17 protein-coding genes are annotated in these 19,590 nt (G+C 70.4%); 6 read left to right on the forward strand and 11 right to left on the reverse strand.

Going from position 1 to position 19,590, the window contains the following annotated elements; translation table 11 throughout:
- Positions 1-119: 119 nt before the first annotated feature.
- The 4 genes from SLINC_RS12610 to SLINC_RS12625 all read left to right on the forward strand — a co-directional run bounded on the left by SLINC_RS12610 (position 120) and on the right by SLINC_RS12625 (position 4,960).
- On the forward strand, positions 120-1,478 hold the full coding sequence (locus SLINC_RS12610; protein ID WP_067430943.1) for a DUF2252 domain-containing protein: 1,359 nt from the start codon (positions 120-122) through the stop codon (positions 1,476-1,478).
- Between the two features lie 77 nt (positions 1,479-1,555).
- Entirely contained in the window at positions 1,556-2,248 is a 693-nt protein-coding gene (locus SLINC_RS12615) for a hypothetical protein (RefSeq protein ID WP_067430945.1), read from the forward strand.
- A 108-nt stretch (positions 2,249-2,356) separates the two neighbouring features.
- Positions 2,357-3,199 (forward strand): thioredoxin domain-containing protein, encoded by an 843-nt coding sequence (locus SLINC_RS12620; protein ID WP_067430950.1) that lies wholly within the window; start codon positions 2,357-2,359, stop codon positions 3,197-3,199.
- Positions 3,200-3,289: 90 nt separating this feature from the next.
- Positions 3,290-4,960 (forward strand): alkaline phosphatase D family protein, encoded by a 1,671-nt coding sequence (locus SLINC_RS12625; protein ID WP_067430952.1) that lies wholly within the window; start codon positions 3,290-3,292, stop codon positions 4,958-4,960.
- 4 nt (positions 4,961-4,964) lie between these two features.
- Here SLINC_RS12625 and SLINC_RS12630 read toward each other — a convergent pair whose 3' ends face one another.
- Positions 4,965-5,534, reverse strand: coding sequence for a dienelactone hydrolase family protein (locus tag SLINC_RS12630; RefSeq protein ID WP_067430954.1), 570 nt, complete (start codon positions 5,532-5,534; stop codon positions 4,965-4,967).
- A gap of 77 nt (positions 5,535-5,611) precedes the next feature.
- Between SLINC_RS12630 and SLINC_RS12635 the strand changes: the two genes are divergently transcribed.
- Positions 5,612-6,766 carry a mechanosensitive ion channel family protein gene (locus SLINC_RS12635; RefSeq protein ID WP_067430957.1) on the forward strand — a complete coding sequence of 385 codons (1,155 nt, stop codon included), beginning with the start codon at positions 5,612-5,614 and terminating at the stop codon, positions 6,764-6,766.
- Between the two features lie 30 nt (positions 6,767-6,796).
- On the opposite strand, the gene SLINC_RS12640 is transcribed toward SLINC_RS12635, so the two are convergent.
- The 6 genes from SLINC_RS12640 to SLINC_RS12665 all read right to left on the reverse strand — a co-directional run bounded on the left by SLINC_RS12640 (position 6,797) and on the right by SLINC_RS12665 (position 12,526).
- Complete coding sequence (locus SLINC_RS12640; protein ID WP_067430962.1) at positions 6,797-7,537, reverse strand: SDR family NAD(P)-dependent oxidoreductase; 741 nt, start codon at positions 7,535-7,537, stop codon at positions 6,797-6,799.
- A 72-nt stretch (positions 7,538-7,609) separates the two neighbouring features.
- Positions 7,610-9,196 (reverse strand): Na+/H+ antiporter, encoded by a 1,587-nt coding sequence (locus tag SLINC_RS12645; RefSeq protein ID WP_067430965.1) that lies wholly within the window; start codon positions 9,194-9,196, stop codon positions 7,610-7,612.
- 91 nt (positions 9,197-9,287) lie between these two features.
- Positions 9,288-9,758: a GNAT family N-acetyltransferase gene (locus SLINC_RS12650; protein WP_067430970.1), complete on the reverse strand. Its 471-nt coding sequence runs from the start codon at positions 9,756-9,758 to the stop codon at positions 9,288-9,290.
- Positions 9,755-10,699: an RluA family pseudouridine synthase gene (locus SLINC_RS12655; protein ID WP_067430971.1), complete on the reverse strand. Its 945-nt coding sequence runs from the start codon at positions 10,697-10,699 to the stop codon at positions 9,755-9,757. The genes SLINC_RS12650 and SLINC_RS12655 overlap by 4 nt, the downstream gene beginning before the upstream one ends.
- A 65-nt stretch (positions 10,700-10,764) precedes the next feature.
- Positions 10,765-11,364, reverse strand: a complete 600-nt coding sequence (lspA, locus tag SLINC_RS12660) for a signal peptidase II (RefSeq protein WP_067430974.1) — start codon at positions 11,362-11,364, stop codon at positions 10,765-10,767.
- Positions 11,365-11,434: 70 nt separating this feature from the next.
- A complete protein-coding gene (locus SLINC_RS12665; RefSeq protein ID WP_067430977.1) occupies positions 11,435-12,526 on the reverse strand; it encodes a TraR/DksA family transcriptional regulator in 1,092 nt (363 codons plus the stop codon).
- A 605-nt stretch (positions 12,527-13,131) separates the two neighbouring features.
- Between SLINC_RS12665 and ileS the strand changes: the two genes are divergently transcribed.
- Positions 13,132-16,311 carry an isoleucine--tRNA ligase gene (gene ileS, locus SLINC_RS12670; RefSeq protein WP_067430981.1) on the forward strand — a complete coding sequence of 1,060 codons (3,180 nt, stop codon included), beginning with the start codon at positions 13,132-13,134 and terminating at the stop codon, positions 16,309-16,311.
- Positions 16,312-16,469: 158 nt separating this feature from the next.
- On the opposite strand, the gene SLINC_RS12675 is transcribed toward ileS, so the two are convergent.
- The 4 genes from SLINC_RS12675 to SLINC_RS12690 all read right to left on the reverse strand — a co-directional run bounded on the left by SLINC_RS12675 (position 16,470) and on the right by SLINC_RS12690 (position 19,586).
- Positions 16,470-17,672: a DivIVA domain-containing protein gene (locus tag SLINC_RS12675; protein ID WP_079164505.1), complete on the reverse strand. Its 1,203-nt coding sequence runs from the start codon at positions 17,670-17,672 to the stop codon at positions 16,470-16,472.
- Between the two features lie 52 nt (positions 17,673-17,724).
- Positions 17,725-18,015, reverse strand: coding sequence for a YggT family protein (locus SLINC_RS12680; protein WP_067430984.1), 291 nt, complete (start codon positions 18,013-18,015; stop codon positions 17,725-17,727).
- A gap of 72 nt (positions 18,016-18,087) precedes the next feature.
- Positions 18,088-18,738, reverse strand: a complete 651-nt coding sequence (locus SLINC_RS12685) for a cell division protein SepF (protein ID WP_067445264.1) — start codon at positions 18,736-18,738, stop codon at positions 18,088-18,090.
- A gap of 128 nt (positions 18,739-18,866) precedes the next feature.
- Positions 18,867-19,586, reverse strand: coding sequence for a YggS family pyridoxal phosphate-dependent enzyme (locus SLINC_RS12690; RefSeq protein WP_067430986.1), 720 nt, complete (start codon positions 19,584-19,586; stop codon positions 18,867-18,869).
- Positions 19,587-19,590: the final 4 nt, after the last annotated feature.

A 19,590-nucleotide genomic window follows, 5' to 3' on the forward strand; every position in this document is an offset into this window, starting at 1 on the left:
CTCCCCCACGTACCTTCGTGTGAAGAAGAACGGGCACTCCCCAGGACCCTCGCACGTTGGTCCGGGCAGAAGATCCGCTCCACCCGTCACGCACCACCCGTACCAGGAGGCACCCAGCGATGTCGGTCCCGCAGCTCAACGACGAGCACCGCGGCGAGGAGATCCTCGCCGTCTTCGACACCGCCTTCGGCCAGCTCCTCGCCGCCGACCCGGCCGCGTTCCGCGTGAAGTTCCGGAAGATGGCGGCCTCGGCCTTCGCGTTCTACCGGGGCACGGCGTGCCTCTTCTACCACGACCTGGACGCGGAGAGCGGCGCACGCGGCACCGGCGGCATACTCGACGGACCGTACCTCGACGAGCGGACCTCCCGCGTCTGGATCCACGGCGACCTCCACGCCGAGAACTTCGGCACGTACCTGGACGCCAACGGCCGCCTGATCTTCAACGTCAACGACTTCGACGAGGCCTACGTCGGCCCCTTCACCTGGGACCTCAAGCGCTTCGCCGCCTCCATCGCGCTCATCGGCTACGCCAAGGCGCTCGGCGACGACCAGATCACCGAGCTGGTGCAGGTGTACGCGGGCGCGTACCGCGAGCGGATCCACGCCCTGGCCACCGGCGCCAAGAGCGACGAGGTGCCGCCCTTCACCCTGGACACCGCGCAGGGCCCGCTCCTGGACGCGCTGCGTGACGCCCGCTCCCTCACCCGGTTCGGCCTCCTGGAGTCGATGACGGAGATCCGTGACTTCGAGCGCCGCTTCGCACCCGGCGGCGGCTCCATCGAGCTGGACGCGGCCACCCGCTACAAGGTCCTCGCGGCCTTCGACGGCTACCTGGAGACCCTGCCGGAGGCGTCCCTGGCCCGCCCGGACTCCTACCGCGTCAAGGACGTCGTCGGCCGGCGCGGCATCGGCATCGGATCGGCCGGTCTGCCGTCGTACAACATCCTGCTGGAGGGGCACACCGACGCCCTGGAGAACGACGTCGTGATCTACATCAAGCAGGCCCAGACCCCGGCCGTCTCCCGCCACATCACCGATCCGGCGATCCGCGACTACTTCCAGCACGAGGGCCACCGCACGGTGATCTCCCAACGTGCCCTCCAGCAGCACGCCGACCCGTGGCTGGGCTGGACCGAGCTGGACGGCGCGGGCCAGCTGGTCGCCGAGATCTCGCCGTACGCCGTGGACCTCGACTGGAGCGACATCGACGACCCGGAGGAGATCGCGGGGGTCGTCGCCGACCTGGGCCGGGCGACGGCCACCATGCACGCGGCGGCGGACGACCAGTCCGGCGAGTCCCTGGTGCCGTTCTCCACCGAGCGGGCCATCGACGCGGCGATCGCGGCGGACTCCGACGACGGCGCCGGTTTCGCGGCCCTGTTGGTCGACTTCGCGCACAGCTACGGCGCACGCGCGCGTGCCGACCACCAGACCTTCGTGGACCTGTTCCGCAACGGCCGGATCCCGGGTCTGTGACGATCCGCTGCCGGTAGGCCCTTCACAGGGATCCTTTAGGGGTCCCTTACAGGGCCACATGACAGACTCTCTTCGCTATGGACATATCCGGGACCCAGCTCAGAGTGCTCCGCGCGGCACTGTTCACGGCGTTCGTCGTGACCCTCAGCAGCGCGTCGCACGTGGTGCTGTCCCGGGCCCCGCTGCCGTTGAACACGGTGGCGGGGATCGCCGCCGTGGTGTTCCTCCTCGCCTACGCCCTCGCGGGCCGCGAGCGCGGCTTCGGCCGGATCGCCGCCGTGCTGATCCCGCTGGAGCTGGCCGCAGACACGGTGTTCACCACCGGCCAGCACGTCTGTTACGGCGCGGCCGGCGGCCCGGTCACCGGCCCCCTGCGCTCCGTCGGCTTCGACGTGCTGTGCGGCGACGGCACCAGTGTCGGTGCCCCGCTGGCCCGGATGACCGGCACCGACACCGACCGGCTCGGCGCCCTGCTCGCCCAGGCCGGCCCTGGGACCGCCTGGCTGCTGCTGGGCGCGCACATCGGCGTGGGTCTGCTCGCCGCCGCCTGGCTGCGCCGCGGCGAGCGGGCGCTGGCCCAGCTATTGAGCGCCGTCGCCGCGACCACGTTCCGGCCGCTGCTGCTCGCGGTCGCGGCCGTCACGGTCCGCACGGCCCCCTCGACTTCTCCCGTACGGCGTCCCGCGCTCCGTACGCCCACCGCGCGCGAGCGGATTCTCGTGCACTGCCTGGGACGGCGCGGACCGCCGTGCTCGGTCGCTGCCGCCTGAGCCCGAGCGGCCACGCACGGCACCCGAGCGTCTGAGCACCAGTCAGTCCCCATACGTATCCCGCACACGACCACGACGTGTGCGCGTCCCCTTACGGAGAACATCACCATGAGCAAGCGGAACAGCCAGGCAGCGAAGTCGGCCGCCCGGGAGCGGCTGCGTCTGGAGCGCGAGAAGCAGGCCAAGCGCGCGAAGATCAAGCGCCAGGTCGTCGTCGCCTGTTCGGTCGTCGGTGTGCTGGCCCTGGCCGGCGGTATCGGCTACGCCGTCGTGCAGTCCAACAAGCCCGGTCACTGGGAGGCCCTCAAGGACGACAAGGTCGTCGCCCCGGCCAACACCACGGGCACGAACGGCACGACCGTCGTCATAGGCAAGAGCAGCGCGAAGAAGACCCTCAAGGTCTACGAGGACCCGCGCTGCCCGATCTGCGCCCAGTTCGAGCAGACGGTCGGCCCGACCCTCGACAAGGACATCGAGGAGGGCAAGTTCAAGATCCAGTACATCGGCGGGACGTTCCTCGACGGCGACTCGCTCGGCGACGGCAAGATCGGCAGCAACGGCGAGGGCTCCAAGAACGCGATGAGCGCCATGGGTGCCGCGCTGAACGTCGGTCCGGACGCCTTCATGGCGTACAAGAACGCGCTGTACTCCACGAAGTGGCACCCGGAGGAGTCGAAGGACGAGTTCAAGAGCGACGACTACCTGATCAAGGTCGCGAACACCGTCCCGGCGCTGAAGAACAACAAGACCTTCCAGAACGCGGTCACCAACGGCACGTACGACGCCTGGGCGCTCGCCATGTCGAAGACCTTCGACACCAACAAGGACAAGGTGACGGGCACCCCGAGCTTCGTCATGGACGGCAAGATCCTCACCACCGGCAGCCAGGGCAACCCGCCCATGACGGTGGCCGAGTTCAACTCCGTGGTCGACGCGGCCCTCAAGGGCTGAACAGCGCCGAGCCGACCTTCGGCGGAAGAGCGGGCGAACTTTCACCGGTTCGCCCGCTCTCGTTCATACCGATCAGTAACCTGATCGGTCGTGACCAGTCGCTACAGATCCTCCGAGAGCACCCACTCCGCCGACTCCCCCTCGCCGCGCCGCCGTTCGGTGGTCAAGGCCGCGGCCGCCACCGTCGTGCTGGCCGGTCCGCTCGCCGCCGCCGTGCCCGCCCGCGCGGCCGACGAGGCCCCCGCCTTCCTGCACGGCGTGGCCTCCGGTGATCCGCTGCCGGACGGCGTCCTGCTGTGGACCCGAGTGACGCCCACCGCACAGGCCATACCCGGGTCGGGGCTCGGCCCGGACACCCCGGTCGACTGGGTGGTGGCCCAGGACCGGGCGCTGACGAACATCGTCGCCAAGGGCACTGTCACCGCGACCGCCGCCTCCGACCACACCGTCAAGGCGGACGTGCGCGGCCTCCGGCCCGCCACCGACTACTGGTTCCGCTTCTCCGCCGGGGGCACCGACTCCCCCGTCGCCCGCACCCGCACCGCGCCCGCCGCCGACGCGGCCGTGCCGGGCCTCCGCTTCGGCGTGGTCTCCTGCGCCAACTGGGAGGCCGGCTACTTCTCCGCGTACCGCCATCTCGCGGCCCGCGGCGACCTGGACGCCTGGCTGCACCTGGGCGACTACATCTACGAGTACGGCACCGGCGAGTACGGGACGCGCGACACCGTCGTACGACAGCACGCGCCCGCCCACGAGATCGTCACGCTCGCCGACTACCGCACCCGGCACGGGCGCTACAAGACCGACGCCGATCTCCAGGCACTGCACGCGGCCGCCCCCGTCGTGGCCATCTGGGACGACCACGAGTTCGCCAACGACGCCTGGTCGGGCGGGGCCGAGAACCACACCGAGGGCGCCGAGGGCATCTGGACGGCCCGTCAGGCCGCCGCCAAGCAGGCCTACTTCGAGTGGATGCCGGTGCGCCCGGCGCTCGCGGGCACCACCTACCGCCGCCTCCGCTTCGGCAAGCTCGCCGACCTCTCCCTCCTCGACCTGCGGTCCTTCCGCTCGCAGCAGGTCGCCGTCGGCAACGGCTCGGTCGACGACCCGGACCGTACGCTCACCGGCCGCGCCCAGCTCGACTGGCTGAAGGCCGGGCTGAAGGCGTCCGACACCACCTGGCGGCTGGTCGGGAACTCGGTGATGATCTCGCCGTTCGCCATCGGCTCGCTCACCGCCGACCTGCTGAAGCCGCTCGCCGAGCTGCTGGGGCTGCCGAAGGAGGGCCTCGCCCTCAACACCGACCAGTGGGACGGCTACACGGACGACCGCCGCGAAATCCTCGCCCACCTGCGCTCGAACGCCATCCGCAACACCGTCTTCCTGACCGGCGACATCCACATGGCGTGGGCCAACGACGTGCCGGTGGACGCCGGTACGTACCCGCTGTCCCCGTCGGCCGCCACGGAGTTCGTCGTCACCTCGGTGACCTCCGACAACCTCGACGACCTCGCCAAGGCGCCCGAGGGCACGATCTCCGCGGTCGCCGCGCCGGTCATCCGGGCCGCCAACCGGCACGTCCACTGGGTCGACACCGACCGCCACGGCTACGGCGTCCTCGACATCACCGCCGAGCGCGCGCAGATGGACTACTACGTGCTCTCCGACAGGACGAGGGCGAGCGCGACCTCCGCCTGGCAGCGGTCCTACCGCACCCGCAGCGGCACGCAGAAGGTCGAGCGCTCCTACAGTCCCGTCTAGAGGCTCAGAGGCTGTCCAGGAAGCCGAGCGCCACCCGCCAGGTGGCCTCGGCGGCCTCCTCGTCGTAGTCCGGCAGCTCGGGGTCGGTGTAGAGGTGGCCGGCCCCGGCGTACCGGTAGACCTCGACGTCGGCTCCCGCCCGGCCCATCTGGAGGTACCAGGAGCTCAGCCAGTCGTCCGTCTCGAACGGGTCCGGTTCGGCGACGTGCAGCTGCACGGGCAGCTCGTCCACGCTCGCGTTCGCCGCGATGTCCGACGTGCCGTGCAGGAGCAGCAGCCCGCGGGCCTTGTCGTCGCCGAGGGCCAGGGTCTGCCCGATGGACGCGCCGAGCGAGAACCCGGCGTACACCAGCCCCCGCTCCGAGTAGGGCGCGGCGGCCAGGACGGCCCGCTTGAGCAGCTCGTCCTTGCCGATCCCGTCCTGGAAGGCCATGCCCTCCTCGACCGTGTCGAACGTACGCCCCTCGAAGAGGTCCGGCGTCCACACCTCGTGCCCGGCGGCGCGCAGCCGGTCGGCCGCCGCACGCACCGCCGGCCTGAGGCCGAAGGTGGAATGGAAAAGCATGATGTTCATGGGGTTATCGTGCCGTACCCATCACGGGGCGGAAGTCACATGTTCATGAGCACCCGGGGCCGGTTACGTTCGAGGGCATGGAGAACGTACTCCGCCCACTGATCGTGATCGGCGGGGCGGTCCTGCTCACGCTGGTCATCGGCTGGGCGACCGACCTGCTGCTGCGCAAGGCCAACCAACGACACCACGAGACCCCGCTGTGGGGTCTGCTGCGCCGCGGCCGCATCCCCTACCAGCTGGTCCTGTGCGCGGCCCTGCTCAGAGGGTCGTACGACCAGGCGCAGCTGCTGGACCGGCACGAGGAGACGGCCGGCCGGACGCTCACGCTCGTGCTCATCGGGGCCGCCGCCTGGCTGGTGATCCGGATCGCCGCCGCGATAGTGGAGACGTCCTACAGCCGCTACGCGCGCGCCCACCGCGATCCGGCCCGGGTCCGTCGGGTGCGCACCCAGGTGACGCTGATCATGCGGGTGGTCTCGGCGGTCGTCGGGGTGGTGGCGGTGGCCACCATGCTGCTGACGTTCCCGGCGTTCCGCGCGGCCGGTGCCTCGCTGCTGGCCTCGGCCGGCATCCTCGGCATCGTCGCCGGTGTCGCCGCCCAGTCGACGCTCGCCAACATGTTCGCCGGGCTCCAGATCGCCTTCGGCGACATGGTGCGCATCGGCGACACGGTCGTGGTGGACGGCGAGTGGGGCACCGTCGAGGAGATCACCCTGACGTTCCTGACGGTCCGGACCTGGGACGAGCGCCGGATCACGATGCCCGTGTCGTACTTCACGTCCAAGCCGTTCGAGAACTGGTCGCGCGGCACGCCCCAGATGACCGGCATCGTCTACTGGCACCTCGACCACGCGGCGCCCCTGGACGCGATGCGCGAGAAGCTGCGCGACATCCTGCGCGAGTGCCCGGCCTGGGACGGCCGCGCCTACGGCCTGGACGTCACGGACACCACGCCGAACACCATGCAGGTCAGGGCCCTGGTGACCGCCAAGGACGCGGACGACATCTGGACGGTGCGGGTCACGGTCCGCGAGCGGATGATCCGCTGGCTGTCCGAGGAGCACCCCTACGCCCTGCCCCGCGTCAACACGGCGGACGCGGTTCTGCTCCGCGCCCGCTCGAACGGCGGGCCGTCCCGCGACGGTGGCGGGCCCGCCCGGGACGGCGATGGCCCGTCCCGCGACGGAACGGGCCCACGCCGTGCGTACGAGCCGCCGAGCACGGGCCGCTGACGCTCCCGGCCCCCTTCGGGCCGCCGGCCTTCAACGCCCGCGCTCGGCACCCCCGTTGATCTGGATGATCTGAGAGGTGACATGCCCGGCGCCCGGGGACGCCAGCCAGTGCAGGGTCGCGGCGACGTCCCCGGGGGTGCCGGCGCGGCCGGTCGGGGTCTCCCGGACGAGCCGCTCGCGCCGCGCCTCCTCGATCGCCTCCCCGAAGAACCCGGTGTCCTCGACATAGCCGGGCGCGACGACGTTCACGGTGATCCCGCGCGGCCCGAGTTCCCGGGCCAGATCATGGGCGTACGGATGCAGGCCGGCCTTGGCCGCGCCGTACGCCCCGCTCCCGGACCCCCGGTACGCGGCGATCGAGCTGACGAACAGCACCCGCCCGCCCGGCTCGGCCAGCCGGTCCTTCAGCGCCTCCGTCAGCAGCGCGGCGGTCAGCAGATTGATCCGGAAGTTGACGGTCCACTGATGTGCGACGGTGTCGAGCGGGTCGTCGCTCCCGGCCCCGGGCTCCAGATTCCCGGCGCCTCCCGCGCTGTTGACGAGCACGTCCACGGTGCCGAACTCCGTGGCCACGAAGTCGGCGGCCCCCTGCACGGCACCGGGATCACTGAGATCGGCGGCGTACGTCAGCGCCCCCGGCACCCCGGCCCCCTCCAGCACGTCACCCCGCCGCCCGAGCAGCAGGACCCGGTCCCCTTCCTTCGCGAAGGCCTGCGCCGCGGCAAGCCCGATTCCCGTACCGCCGCCACTGATCACGATGTTGCGAGCCATGATCCCGACCCTACAAACCGTGGTCGGACCCGCCCCCCGCGTTTCACACACACGTCATGAAGGGGTGCGAAGTCATCGCAAACTACGCACATCGAGATGCCGGAGCACCCGGTCCACCACCTCCGGGTCGGCGCCCGGCTCGCTCCGCGCCGCGAGCACCTCGTGCCGTGCCGCGCTCAGCATCTCCCCCTGGATCCGCCGGATCCGCTTGAGCCGCCGCACCCGATGTTCATGCCCCTCCCGGCGCTCGTCCTCACCCAGGTCGGGACTGATCCGCACGCCGATGTCGAAGGCCCGCCGCAGCATCTGCTCGGACAGCTCCTCCGGCAGGTCCTCGGCGGCCTCGATCTCCCTGAGCCTGCGCTTCGCCGCCTTGGCCGCCCGTACGGCGAGCGCCTTCTCCAGCTCCTTCTCGTGATCGGTGTCGGCCTGCACCCCGAGCCGCTTCACCAGCCACGGCAGGGTCAGCCCCTGGAGCACCAGCGTCGCCATGATCACGCCGAAGGCGATGAACACCAGCTCGTCCCGCTCCGGGAAGGCGGACCCGTCGTCCGTGGTGAGCGGAATCGCCAGCACCAGGGCCGCCGAGGCAACGCCCCGCATCCCCGACCACCACATGACGACGGTCTCCCGCCAGCCCATGGGGATGTCCTCGTCGTGGTCCCGTCTGGCGTGCATCCGCTTGGCGAGCCAGGTGGCCGGCAGCAGCCACAGCAGCCGCACCAGGACGACCACCCCCACCACGGCCGCCGCCCACCCGAGCATCTCGCCCCAGCGCCCGGACGCCGTACGGATCGCGTTGTGCAGCTCCAGGCCGACCAGCCCGAAGGCCACGCCCGTGACGAGCGTGTCGACGATGTCCCAGAAGGTGTGCCCGGCCAGCCGTGTCATCACGTCGTCGGGATCGGTGGCGTACTCGGCGAGGAACAGCGCGGTGGTGAGCACGGCGAGCACGCCGGACCCGTGGAACTCCTCCGCGAGCACGTACGAGGCGTACGGCACCAGCAGGGTCAGCCCGATCTGGAGGGTCGCGTCGCCGAGCAGGTCCATCAGCTTGTTGGCGCCCCAGCCCAACGCGAGCCCCACGGACACCGCGACCACGGCGGACAGCACCAGGTCGAGACCGGCCTTCCACGGTGAGAAGGTCCCGCTCACGGCCGCCGCGATCGCCACGTGGTACAGCACGATCGCCGTGACGTCGTTGAAGAGGCCCTCGCCCTCCAGGATGGACACCATCCGGCGCGGCAGCCCGAGTTGTCCGGCCACCGCCGTCGCGGCCACCGGGTCGGGCGGCGCGACCAGCGCGCCGAGCGCCACGGCGGCGGCGATCGGCAGCCCCGGCACGATCGCGTTGGCGACGACGGCCACGCACAGTGTGGTGACGAACACCAGCGCCACGGCCAGCAGGAAGATCGGCCGTCTGTTGGCCGTGAACTGCCGCCAGGACGTGCGCCGTACGGCCGCGTACAGCAAGGGCGGCAACAGCAGGGGGAGGATGAGATCCGGCGGGACGTTCACGTTCGGCACGAAGTTGAGCAGTGCCAGCACGATCCCGAGCAGCGTCATCAGCACCGGCGCCGGGAGCCCGAGCCGGTCCCCCACGGGGACGCTCACCACGGCCCCGAGCAGCAGCAGGAACAACAGGGCCAACTGGTCCACGGTCAGCGCTCCGACAGGCTAGACGTCCACAGCACGGCTCCCAAGCCTGCCATGCCCGTCCCGAGCGGTGCCGCCACAGGGCCCGACGTCGCTACAGAGCCCGCCGCATCGCCCGGTGCGGCATCCCGGCGTCCAGGAACCGAGGTCCGTACGCCACGTACCCCAGCCGCTCGTAGAACCCCGACGCGTGCGTCTGCGCGTGCAGATCCACCGCCGTGAGCCCGCGCGCCCGTGCCGCGTCCTCCACGGCCCGCACGAGAGCCGCCCCGACACCGAGCCCGCGAGCCGCCTTCGTCACCGCGAGCCGCCCCAGCACCCCCACGGAAGGATCCCCGTCGACCTTCGCCGCCGCGGCCTCGCCGTGGAGCAGCCGTCCGGTCCCGAGCGGTGCCCCGTCCTCCCGGACGGCCAGCACATGCACGGCACCGGCGTCGTACGCGTCGTACTCGATGTCCTCGGGAACCCCCTGCTCGCCGACGAAGACCTCCTTGCGCACCGCGAAGCACGCCTCCCGGTCGGCGAGATCCTCGGCCACGCGCACGGTGTACGACGGCAGGCTCACGCGTAGGTCTCCTCGCGCACCCGGTCCAGCGCCAGCTGGAGGTCCTCCGGGTAGTCGCTCGCGTACTCCACCCACTGCCCGTCCCCGGGGTGCTCGAAGCCGAGCCGGACGGCGTGCAGCCACTGGCGGGTCAGGTGCAGCCGCTTGGCGAGCGTCGGGTCGGCGCCGTAGGTCAGGTCGCCGACGCAGGGGTGGCGGTGGGCGGCCATGTGGACGCGGATCTGGTGGGTCCGGCCGGTCTCCAGCTTCACGTCCAGGAGGGAGGCCGCGCGGAACGCCTCGATGAGGTCGTAGTGCGTGACGGACGCCTTGCCCTCGGCCGTGACCGCCCACTTGTAGTCGTGCTGGGGGTGGCGGCCGATGGGCGCGTCGATGGTGCCGCTGGTCGGGTCGGGGTGGCCCTGGACGAGCGTGTGGTACCGCTTGTCGACCGTGCGCTCCTTGAACTGGCGCTTGAGCGAGGTGTACGCGTACTCCGACTTGGCGACGACCATCAGGCCGGACGTGCCGACGTCGAGGCGGTGCACGATGCCCTGGCGCTCGGCGGCGCCGGACGTGGAGATCCGGTAGCCGGCCGCGGCCAGCCCTCCGATGACGGTCGGGCCGGTCCAGCCGGGCGACGGGTGCGCGGCCACCCCGACCGGCTTGGCGATCACGACCACGTCATCGTCGTCGTGCACGATCTCCATGCCCTCGACGGGCTCGGCGACCACCTGCACGGGCGCGGGCGCCTGCGGCATCTCGACCTCCAGCCAGGCGCCGCCGTGTACGCGCTCCGACTTGCCGACCACCGATCCGTCGACCGTGACCTTCCCCGTGGCGGCGAGTTCGGCCGCCTTCGTCCGGGAGAAGCCGAACATGCGGGAGATGGCGGCGTCGACACGCTCGCCCTCCAGGCCGTCGGGCACGGGCAGGGTACGAATCTCGGGAATGGTGCTCACCCGTCGAGTATGCCGGACAGGTCCGACAGCCCCGACCGGCGCCTGTGGACAACCCCGCGCGGACCTCAGTCCTTGTGGACGGTTCCGTCCGGGTCGAGCCCCTTGAACGACAGCAGCACGATCAGGATGCCGCCGCACACGATCGCCGAGTCGGCCAGGTTGAACACCGCGAAGTGCTTGGGCGCGATGAAGTCGACGACCGCCCCCTCGAAGACGCCCGGCGAGCGGAAGATCCGGTCGGTGAGGTTGCCGAGCGCGCCACCGAGCAGCAGACCGAGCGCGATCGCCCAGGGCAGGCTGTACAGCTTGCGGGCCAGCCGGGCGATCACCACGATCACGGCCGCCGCGATCACCGTGAAGATCACGGTGAAGGCCTCACCGAAGCCGAAGGCCGCGCCCGCGTTGCGGATGGCCTCGAACTTCAGCCAGTCCCCGATGATCTCGATGGGCTCGTGGTGCTCCAGCTTGGCGACCACGATCATCTTGCTGATCAGGTCGAGGGCGTAGGCGAAGGCCGCGACCCCGAACAGGACGGCGATCCGCCGCTTGCCCCTGGGCCGCGCACCGGCGCTCTCCTGCCCGTCCGTACGGGACGACTGCTCCGGCTCGGCCCCAGTCCCCTCCGGGGAATCCGGCGTACCGATGATGCGCTCCGCCTCTGTCACGTGAGTCCCTCAACCTAGGTACCTGACTGAGGACGAGAGTACGGCACGCCCCCCGGCACCCAGGGACTGGTCAGTACCGGCGTTCCTGCTTCTGCTTGCACTCCACGCACAGGGTGGCCCGCGGGAATGCCTGCATGCGTGCCTTGCCGATGGGGTTGCCGCAGTTCTCGCACAGTCCGTACGTTCCCGCGTCCAGCCGTTCCAGGGCGCGCCCGCTCTGGAGGAGCATCTCGCGCGCGTTGGCCGCGAGGGCCATCTCGTGCTCACGCGTGATGTTCTTCGTGCCGGTGTCCGCCTGGTCGTCGCCGGCGCCGTCCCCGGAGTCCCGCATCAGGCCCACCAGGGACTTCTCGGACGTGCTGATCTCGTCCCGCAGCCGTGTCACCTCGGACTGGAGTTCGGCGCGCGCCTCCTCGACCTCCTCCGGGGTCCAGGGGTCCTCACCGGGGCGTACCGCGAGCTCGCCGGGCTCCGCCGCGGCGAGTCGCGCCTTGGGTACGGCGGTCTTGGCCGCCGTGGCCGTGCCAGGGGTCTTCTTCGCAACCACCGTCGTGGCTCCCGTCTGCTTCGCGGCCTCGGCCGCGCCCGCCTGCTTGGAGGTGCTGCTCTTCTTCTTGCCCGCGGTCGCCCCGGCCGCAGTCGTCCCGACCGCGCTCTTCCGAGCCCCGCTCTTCGCGGAAGCACTCGTCGAAGCGGAGGCCTTCTTCCCGACGGTCTTCTTCCCCGCGGTCTTCTTCCCGACCTTCTCGGGGGCCTTCTCGCCGACCTTCTTCCCGACGGCTTCCTTATCCACGGGCTTGTTCGCGGCAGCCGTCCCGGTGACCGCCTCCACCGCCGCCGCCTTCTTCCCGTCGGACTTCATCCCCACGGACTTCTTCGCGGCGGACTTCTTCGCCGCCGTCTTCCTGCCCGGGGTCTTCTGGTCGGCCGCCTTCTTGCCGACCCGCTTCGCGCCGGCAGGCTCCGCGCCCGCCGCCGGTCTCCGCGGGACCTCCCCCTCGCCGGCCACCCCCGCCGCCACCGTCTTCACGGCGTTGGCCGCGCGCTTGGCCGCACCCCCCTGCGCGCTCTTCTTGCCGCTCACGTCCTTGGCCGCATCGCCGGAGGCGCTCGTGGACCTGCCGGACGCCGACTGCTGTACGGCGATCTTCTTCGCCACCATGGCCGCGGCCCCTTCACATATTGTGATCTTGCACGCGCATCGTGCTGGGACGATAAATCGACTTGAGTCCGGCGGCAACGGGGCACACCACCCGATTCGCCCGCCTCGCGCATGCCACGTGCCGAGCCTGCATGCGTTGTGCCCAGCTCCCCGCCCGGTAATCCGCCGGACCGTCCGTCCCGGAATCCGAACACCCGTACCACTCCATTCGGGTCACACCCGGGCCCCACGGCGCCCCTCGCCCCGGCCGCCGGAAAACCGGTCGGCCGCTGTCCGCCCGGCGCCGTACACTGGGCGCAGCGAGAAGCATGGATGGGGACGAGTAGCGGCGTACGCAGCCCAGAGCGACCCGGGGACGGTGGAAGCCCGGGGGCGAGCGCGACGCGAAGATCACCCCGGAGCCGCCGGAAGAAAGCCGCAGCACACCAGCAGCGGCGAGTAGACCCGGCATCGCGATCCCAATGAGGGGGCTCATCGGTGTGTACGGCGCACCGGGGAGCCAAGGAGGGTGGTACCGCGGGAGCGCGCCGAAACCGGCGTACGGAAAGACACGGCTCTCGTCCCTCCGGACGGAAGGCAGCAAGTCCGCCGGAGGAAGCTCGCAGATGACAACGCCGACGTACCGCCAGGTGCCCGCCCAGGTCGACCTGCCCGCGCTGGAGCACGCCGTGCTCGATTTCTGGCGCGAGCAGAAGATCTTCGCCAAGAGCCTGGAGCAGTCCGAGGGCCGCCCCGAATGGGTGTTCTACGAGGGCCCGCCCACCGCCAACGGCATGCCGGGCGCCCACCACATCGAGGCGCGCGTCTTCAAGGACGTCTTCCCCCGCTTCCGCACCATGCGCGGCTACCACGTGGCCCGCAAGGCCGGCTGGGACTGCCACGGCCTCCCGGTGGAGCTCGCGGTCGAGAAGGAGCTCGGCTTCAGCGGCAAGAAGGACATCGAGGCGTACGGCATCGCCGCGTTCAACGACAAGTGCCGTGAGTCCGTGACCCGGCACACCGACGCCTTCGAGGCGCTCACCGACCGTATGGGCTACTGGACCGACCTCCAGGACCCCTACCGCACGATGGACCCCGAGTACATCGAGTCCGTGTGGTGGTCGCTGAAGGAGATCTTCACCAAGGGCCTGCTCGTCCAGGACCACCGCGTCGCCCCCTGGTGCCCCCGCTGCGGCACCGGCCTGTCGGACCACGAGCTGGCGCAGGGCTACGAGACGGTCGTCGACCCCTCGGTCTTCGTCCGTTTCCCCCTCACCTCCGGTCCGCTGGCGGGCGAGGCCGCGCTCCTGGTGTGGACGACCACACCCTGGACCCTCGTCTCCAACACGGCCGTGGCCGCGCACCCCGAGGTCACCTACGTCGTCGCGACGAAGAGCCCTGACAGTGCAGGCAGCGCAGACAACGCGGAGAAGCTCGTCGTCGCCGAACCGCTCCTCGCCAAGGCCCTCGGCGAGGGCTGGGAGACCACGGGGCAGTCCTTCACCGGCGCCGAGATGGAGCGCTGGACGTACCAGCGCCCGTTCGAGCTGGTCGAGTTCCCGGAGACCGAGGGCGGCACGCACTACGTCGTCAACGCCGACTACGTCACCACCGAGGACGGTACGGGCCTGGTCCACCAGTCCCCCGCCTTCGGTGAGGACGACCTCAAGGTCTGCCGCGCCTACGGCCTGCCCGTGGTCAACCCGGTCCGCCCGGACGGCACGTTCGAGGAAGACGTCCCCCTGGTCGGCGGCGTCTTCTTCAAGAAGGCGGACGAAAAGCTCACCGAGGACCTCCAGCAGCGCGGCCTCCTCTTCAAGCACATCCCGTACGAGCACAGCTACCCGCACTGCTGGCGCTGCCACACCGCGCTCCTCTACTACGCGCAGCCGTCCTGGTACATCCGCACCACCGCCGCCAAGGACCGCCTCCTCCAGGAGAACGAGAACACCAACTGGTTCCCGGAGACCGTCAAGCACGGCCGGTACGGCGACTGGCTGGACAACAACATCGACTGGGCGCTGTCCCGCAACCGCTACTGGGGCACCCCGCTGCCGATCTGGCGCTGCGAGGACGACCACCTCACCTGCGTCGGCTCGCGCACGGAGCTCAGCGAGCTGTCGGGCACCGACCAGTCCGGCCTGGACCCGCACCGCCCGTACATCGACGAGGTCACCTTCGCGTGCCCGCAGGAGGGCTGCGGAAAGACGGCCACGCGCGTGCCGGAGGTCATCGACGCCTGGTACGACTCGGGTTCGATGCCGTTCGCGCAGTGGGGCTACCCGTACAAGAACAAGGAGCTGTTCGAGGCCCGCTACCCGGCGCAGTTCATCTGCGAGGCCATCGACCAGACCCGCGGCTGGTTCTACACGCTGATGGCCGTCGGCACCCTGGTCTTCGACAAGTCCTCCTACGAGAACGTCGTCTGCCTCGGCCACATCCTCGCCGAGGACGGCCGCAAGATGTCCAAGCACCTGGGCAACACCCTGGACCCGATCCCGCTCATGGACCGGCACGGCGCCGACGCGGTCCGCTGGTTCATGGCGGCCGGCGGCTCCCCGTGGGCGGCCCGCCGCGTCGGGCACGGCACCATCCAGGAGGTCGTCCGCAAGACGCTGCTCACGTACTGGAACACGGTCGCCTTCCAGGCCCTGTACGCCCGTACGTCGAACTGGGCGCCATCCGCGGCCGACCCGGCCCCGGCCGACCGCCCGGTCCTGGACCGCTGGCTGCTGTCCGAACTCCACGCGCTCACCGACCAGGTGACCCAGTCCCTGGAGGCCTACGACACCCAGCGCGCCGGCAAGCTGCTCTCGGCGTTCGTCGACGACCTCTCCAACTGGTACGTCCGCCGCTCCCGTCGCCGTTTCTGGCAGGGCGACAAGGCGGCGCTGCGCACCCTGCACGAGGTCGTCGAGACGGTCACCAAGCTGATGGCGCCGCTGACCCCGTTCATCACCGAGCGGGTCTGGCAGGACCTGGTGGTCCCGGTCACCCCCGGTGCCCCGGAGTCGGTCCACCTCGCCGACTGGCCGGAGGCGGACCTCTCCGTCATCGACCCGGAGCTGTCGAAGCAGATGGTCCTGGTCCGCCGCCTGGTCGAGCTGGGCCGCGCCACGCGCGCGGAGTCGGGCGTGAAGACCCGTCAGCCGCTACGGCGGGCGCTGATCGCCGCCACCGGGTTCGACGCCCTCTCCCCCGAGCTGCACGCGCAGATCACGGAGGAGCTGAACGTCGAGTCGCTCGCCTCACTGAGCGAGGTCGGCGGCAGCCTGGTGGACACCACCGCCAAGGCCAACTTCCGCGCCCTCGGCAAGCGGTTCGGCAAGCGCGTCCAGGACGTGGCCAAGGCCGTCGCGAACGCGAACGCCGCGGCACTGTCGCTGGCCCTGCGCGAGGGCACGGCGTCGGTCGAGGTCGACGGCGAGACGGTCACCCTGGCCCCGGACGAGGTGATCATCACGGAGACCCCGCGCGAGGGCTGGTCGGTGGCCTCCGACTCGGGCGCCACGGTGGCCCTGGACCTGGAGATCACGGAGGAGCTGCGTCAGGCGGGCCTCGCCCGTGACGCGATCCGCCTCATCCAGGAGGCCCGCAAGAACAGCGGCCTCGATGTGGCGGACCGGATCGCCCTGCGCTGGACGGCCACGGACCCGGCGGTCGTGGCGGCCCTGACCGAGCACACCGCCCTGATCTCCGACGAGGTCCTGGCACCGGACTTCGCCCAGGGCGAGGCGGACGACTCCTACGGCGCCCCGTTCACCGACGAGGGCCTGTCCCTGACGTTCCGCCTGCGCAAGGCGTAACGGACGGCACGGTACAGCGCAGAAAGGCCCGGCCCCCGCTTCGGAGGGCCGGGCCTTTCGCATACCCGCCGACGCCCCCGCACAAAGGGCGAGGCCCCGGATCGAAATCCGGGGCCTCGCCCTGAACGCTGCCGACGCCTAAGGCGTACTAGAGGCCGTCAGTTGTCGTCCTCATCGATGAGGAACCCGCGCATCGGCGAGGGAGCCTGACCCATGGGCGACGGCCCCTGCGGCCGCACCGGAGCCATCGGCTGGGTCATCGCCGGCGACATCTGCTGCTGCCCGCCGTAGGACGGGGCGGCCGGAGCCGGGCCACCGCCCATGCCCTGGTTGCCACCGTACGACGGCGCGCTCGCACCGGCCGGAGCCATGGACGGCGCCGGGGACGGCGGCAGCGACGCGGCCGCCGGGGTCCGCGGCGGAGCCAGCGAGTCGTCGGCCTGGGTCTCCAGCTGACGCAGCTGCGACTCCAGGTAGGACTTCAGCCGCGTGCGGTACTCGCGCTCGAAGCCGCGCAGGTCCTCGACCTTGCGCTCCAGCGTGGCGCGGGCGGACTCCAGCGAGCCCATCGCGACGCGGTGCTTCTCCTGCGCGTCCCGCTCCAGGGCGTCGGCCTTGGCACGGGCGTCACGCTCAAGACCCTCGGCACGCGAACGCGCCTCGCCGACGATCTTGTTGGCCTCGGAACGGGCCTCGGCGATCGCCTGGTCGGCGGTCTGCTGGGCCAGCGAGAGGACACGGGCGGCGCTGTCGCCACCGGGACCACCCTGACCGGGGCCGCCCATCGGACCGCCCATGGGGCCACCCATCGGGCCGCCCATCTGCTGCTGCATTTGCTGGCCGCCCATCGTGCCCTGGCCCATCGGACCCTGACCCATGGGGCCCTGGCCCATCGGACCGGGACCCTGCGGGCCGCCCTGGCCACCGCTGGGACCGGCAGGCAGCTGCGGTGCACCGCTCGGCAGCTGGGGCGGGCCGCCCATGGGGCCGCCCATCTGCTGCTGCGGCGGGCCAGATATGCCGGCCGGCACCGGGCCGCCGGGTCCGCGCATGCCCTGCTGGGGCATACCCTGCTGAGGCATGCCCTGTCCCTGCTGGGGCATTCCCTGCCCCTGCTGTGGCATCCCCTGCTGCTGATCCTGGGGCGGTTCCGGAGGCTTGCGCATGTTCTGCTGATTCTGGGCAGCGGCACGCGTGGCTGCGGCCAGCTTGGCGCGCAGGTCCTCGTTCTCGCGGAGCAGGCGGGTCAGTTCGGCTTCGACCTCGTCGAGGAAGGCATCGACCTCGTCCTCGTCATAGCCTTCTCGGAGGCGGACGGTCGCGAACTGCTTGTTCCGCACGTCCTCGGGGGTCAACGGCATCTCTTCACCTCAACGTAGTCATCGGCAGTCGGCAAGACCGTATCGTCCACAGTCACCTCGCGAGATTGCCCACGACGGAGATCAAAATGTAGACGATGATCATCAGGACGAAGAAGGACAGGTCGAGCGCCACGCCCCCGAGACGCAACGGCGGGATGAACCGCCGCAGAAGCTTGAGCGGTGGATCAGTGACAGTGTAGGTGGCCTCCAAAACGACCACCATCGCCTTGCCGGGTTGCCACGAGCGGGCGAACTGGAAGACGTAGTCCATGACCAACCGGAAAATGAGCACGATCAGGAAGCACATCAGCGCTACGTAGATGACTTGCAGGACCACGCTCATTGCTGGTGTTTCCCTCTCCCCTGTTTCCGTGCTGCTCGGTACTACTTGTACTGCTGTTTCCGGTCGTGCGTCTCAGCTCTGGTTGAAGAACCCGCCCTCTGCGATGCGGGCCTTGTCCTCCGCCGTGACATCGACGTTAGCAGGCGACAACAGGAACACCTTCTGCGTCACCCGCTCGATGCTGCCGTGAAGACCAAACACCAAACCGGCCGCAAAGTCGACAAGTCGCTTGGCGTCTGTGTCATCCATCTCAGTCAGATTCATGATCACCGGGGTGCCCTCACGGAAGTGTTCCCCGATGGTACGGGCCTCGTTGTAGGTCCGCGGGTGAAGCGTGGTGATCCGGTAAGGCTCTCGTTCGGACACGACCTTGGGCATGATCACCGGCGCGTTCTTCTCCAGGCTGGCACGTTCTTGTGTGATGGATGCCACGGGCGCGATGCGCGCCGGACGTCCGGATTCCGCGGCTAGCGAAGCGGATCGGGGCACCGGCTCACGCGGCACCGAGGGCTGCACCACTCTCACCGATTCGTCCCTTTCGGGCTGAATCACCTGATGTGACTGGTGTACTTGATGCGACGGCTCGTGCCGTCGACGGTCCCGCTCGGGCTCCGGATCCAGCTCGGGTTCGAAGTCGTCGTCAGGGTCGAAACCGCGGCCGTCGTACCCATCGTCCTCCACGAGGCCGAGGTAGACCGCCATCTTGCGCATCGCGCCGGCCATGCTCTGAGTCCTCCGCTCTGTGGTGGATCGACCGACTACCGCCAAGTGCCCGCGATCCACGAGGTCGTTATGCCCGCTGTCAGCGGTAATGACCATATTTTCTGCTGTGGTCCGACTTCCTGGCGACGTTACCCGAGCCCGGGGCGGACTCCGAGTACCGCACTGCCGACGCGCACATGTGTCGCCCCGGCCGCCACGGCCTGTTCGAGGTCCGCACTCATCCCTGCCGAGACCATGTTCGCAGCCGGATGGGCTCGGCGCAGGTCGGTCGACAAATCCATCAACCGCTCGAACGCCGCCTGTTCGCGTCCCGCGTACTCCCCGGTGAGCGGAGCGACGGTCATCAGTCCGTCGAGCCGCAGGCCCGGAGCGTTCGCGACGAGGCCGGCCAACTCCTCGATGCCGTCCGTCCCGATCCCGCCCCGCTCCCCTCGCCCGCTCGCGCCGGCGTCGAGCGCGACCTGGAGGAGACACCCGACCTCGCGCTCGGCCCGTACGGCCTCCTTCGACAGGGCCGTCACCAGCTTGGAACGATCGACGGACTGCACGAGATCCGCGTAACCGACCACGGAACGCACTTTGTTGGTCTGCAACTGACCGACAAAGTGCCAAGTAAGCGGCAGATCGGAGCATTCCGCGGCCTTGGGTGCCGCGTCCTGGTCCTTGTTCTCGGCCACGTGCCGCACGCCGAGGCCGGAGAGGATCCGCACATCGCTCGCGGGATACGTCTTGGTGACCACGATCAGGGTCACCTCCTCGCGCTTGCGCCCGGCGGCCGCGCACGCGGCTGCGATGCGCTCCTCCACCTTCGCCAGGTTCGCGGCGAGTTCGCCCTTACGGTCCGTCATGCCC

Origin of the sequence: Streptomyces lincolnensis (assembly GCF_001685355.1) — a bacterium.
Classification (GTDB): domain Bacteria; phylum Actinomycetota; class Actinomycetes; order Streptomycetales; family Streptomycetaceae; genus Streptomyces; species Streptomyces lincolnensis.

Coding starts and splice junctions, on each gene's coding strand:
- SLINC_RS12610 (WP_067430943.1), top strand. CDS start 120: ATGTCGGTCCCGCAGCTCAACGACGAGCACCGCGGCGAGGAGATCCTC.
- SLINC_RS12615 (WP_067430945.1), top strand. CDS start 1,556: ATGGACATATCCGGGACCCAGCTCAGAGTGCTCCGCGCGGCACTGTTC.
- SLINC_RS12620 (WP_067430950.1), top strand. CDS start 2,357: ATGAGCAAGCGGAACAGCCAGGCAGCGAAGTCGGCCGCCCGGGAGCGG.
- SLINC_RS12630 (WP_067430954.1), bottom strand. CDS start 5,534: ATGAACATCATGCTTTTCCATTCCACCTTCGGCCTCAGGCCGGCGGTG.
- SLINC_RS12635 (WP_067430957.1), top strand. CDS start 5,612: ATGGAGAACGTACTCCGCCCACTGATCGTGATCGGCGGGGCGGTCCTG.
- SLINC_RS12640 (WP_067430962.1), bottom strand. CDS start 7,537: ATGGCTCGCAACATCGTGATCAGTGGCGGCGGTACGGGAATCGGGCTT.
- SLINC_RS12665 (WP_067430977.1), bottom strand. CDS start 12,526: ATGGTGGCGAAGAAGATCGCCGTACAGCAGTCGGCGTCCGGCAGGTCC.
- ileS (WP_067430981.1), top strand. CDS start 13,132: ATGACAACGCCGACGTACCGCCAGGTGCCCGCCCAGGTCGACCTGCCC.
- SLINC_RS12675 (WP_079164505.1), bottom strand. CDS start 17,672: ATGCCGTTGACCCCCGAGGACGTGCGGAACAAGCAGTTCGCGACCGTC.
- SLINC_RS12680 (WP_067430984.1), bottom strand. CDS start 18,015: ATGAGCGTGGTCCTGCAAGTCATCTACGTAGCGCTGATGTGCTTCCTG.
- SLINC_RS12685 (WP_067445264.1), bottom strand. CDS start 18,738: ATGGCCGGCGCGATGCGCAAGATGGCGGTCTACCTCGGCCTCGTGGAG.
- SLINC_RS12690 (WP_067430986.1), bottom strand. CDS start 19,586: ATGACGGACCGTAAGGGCGAACTCGCCGCGAACCTGGCGAAGGTGGAG.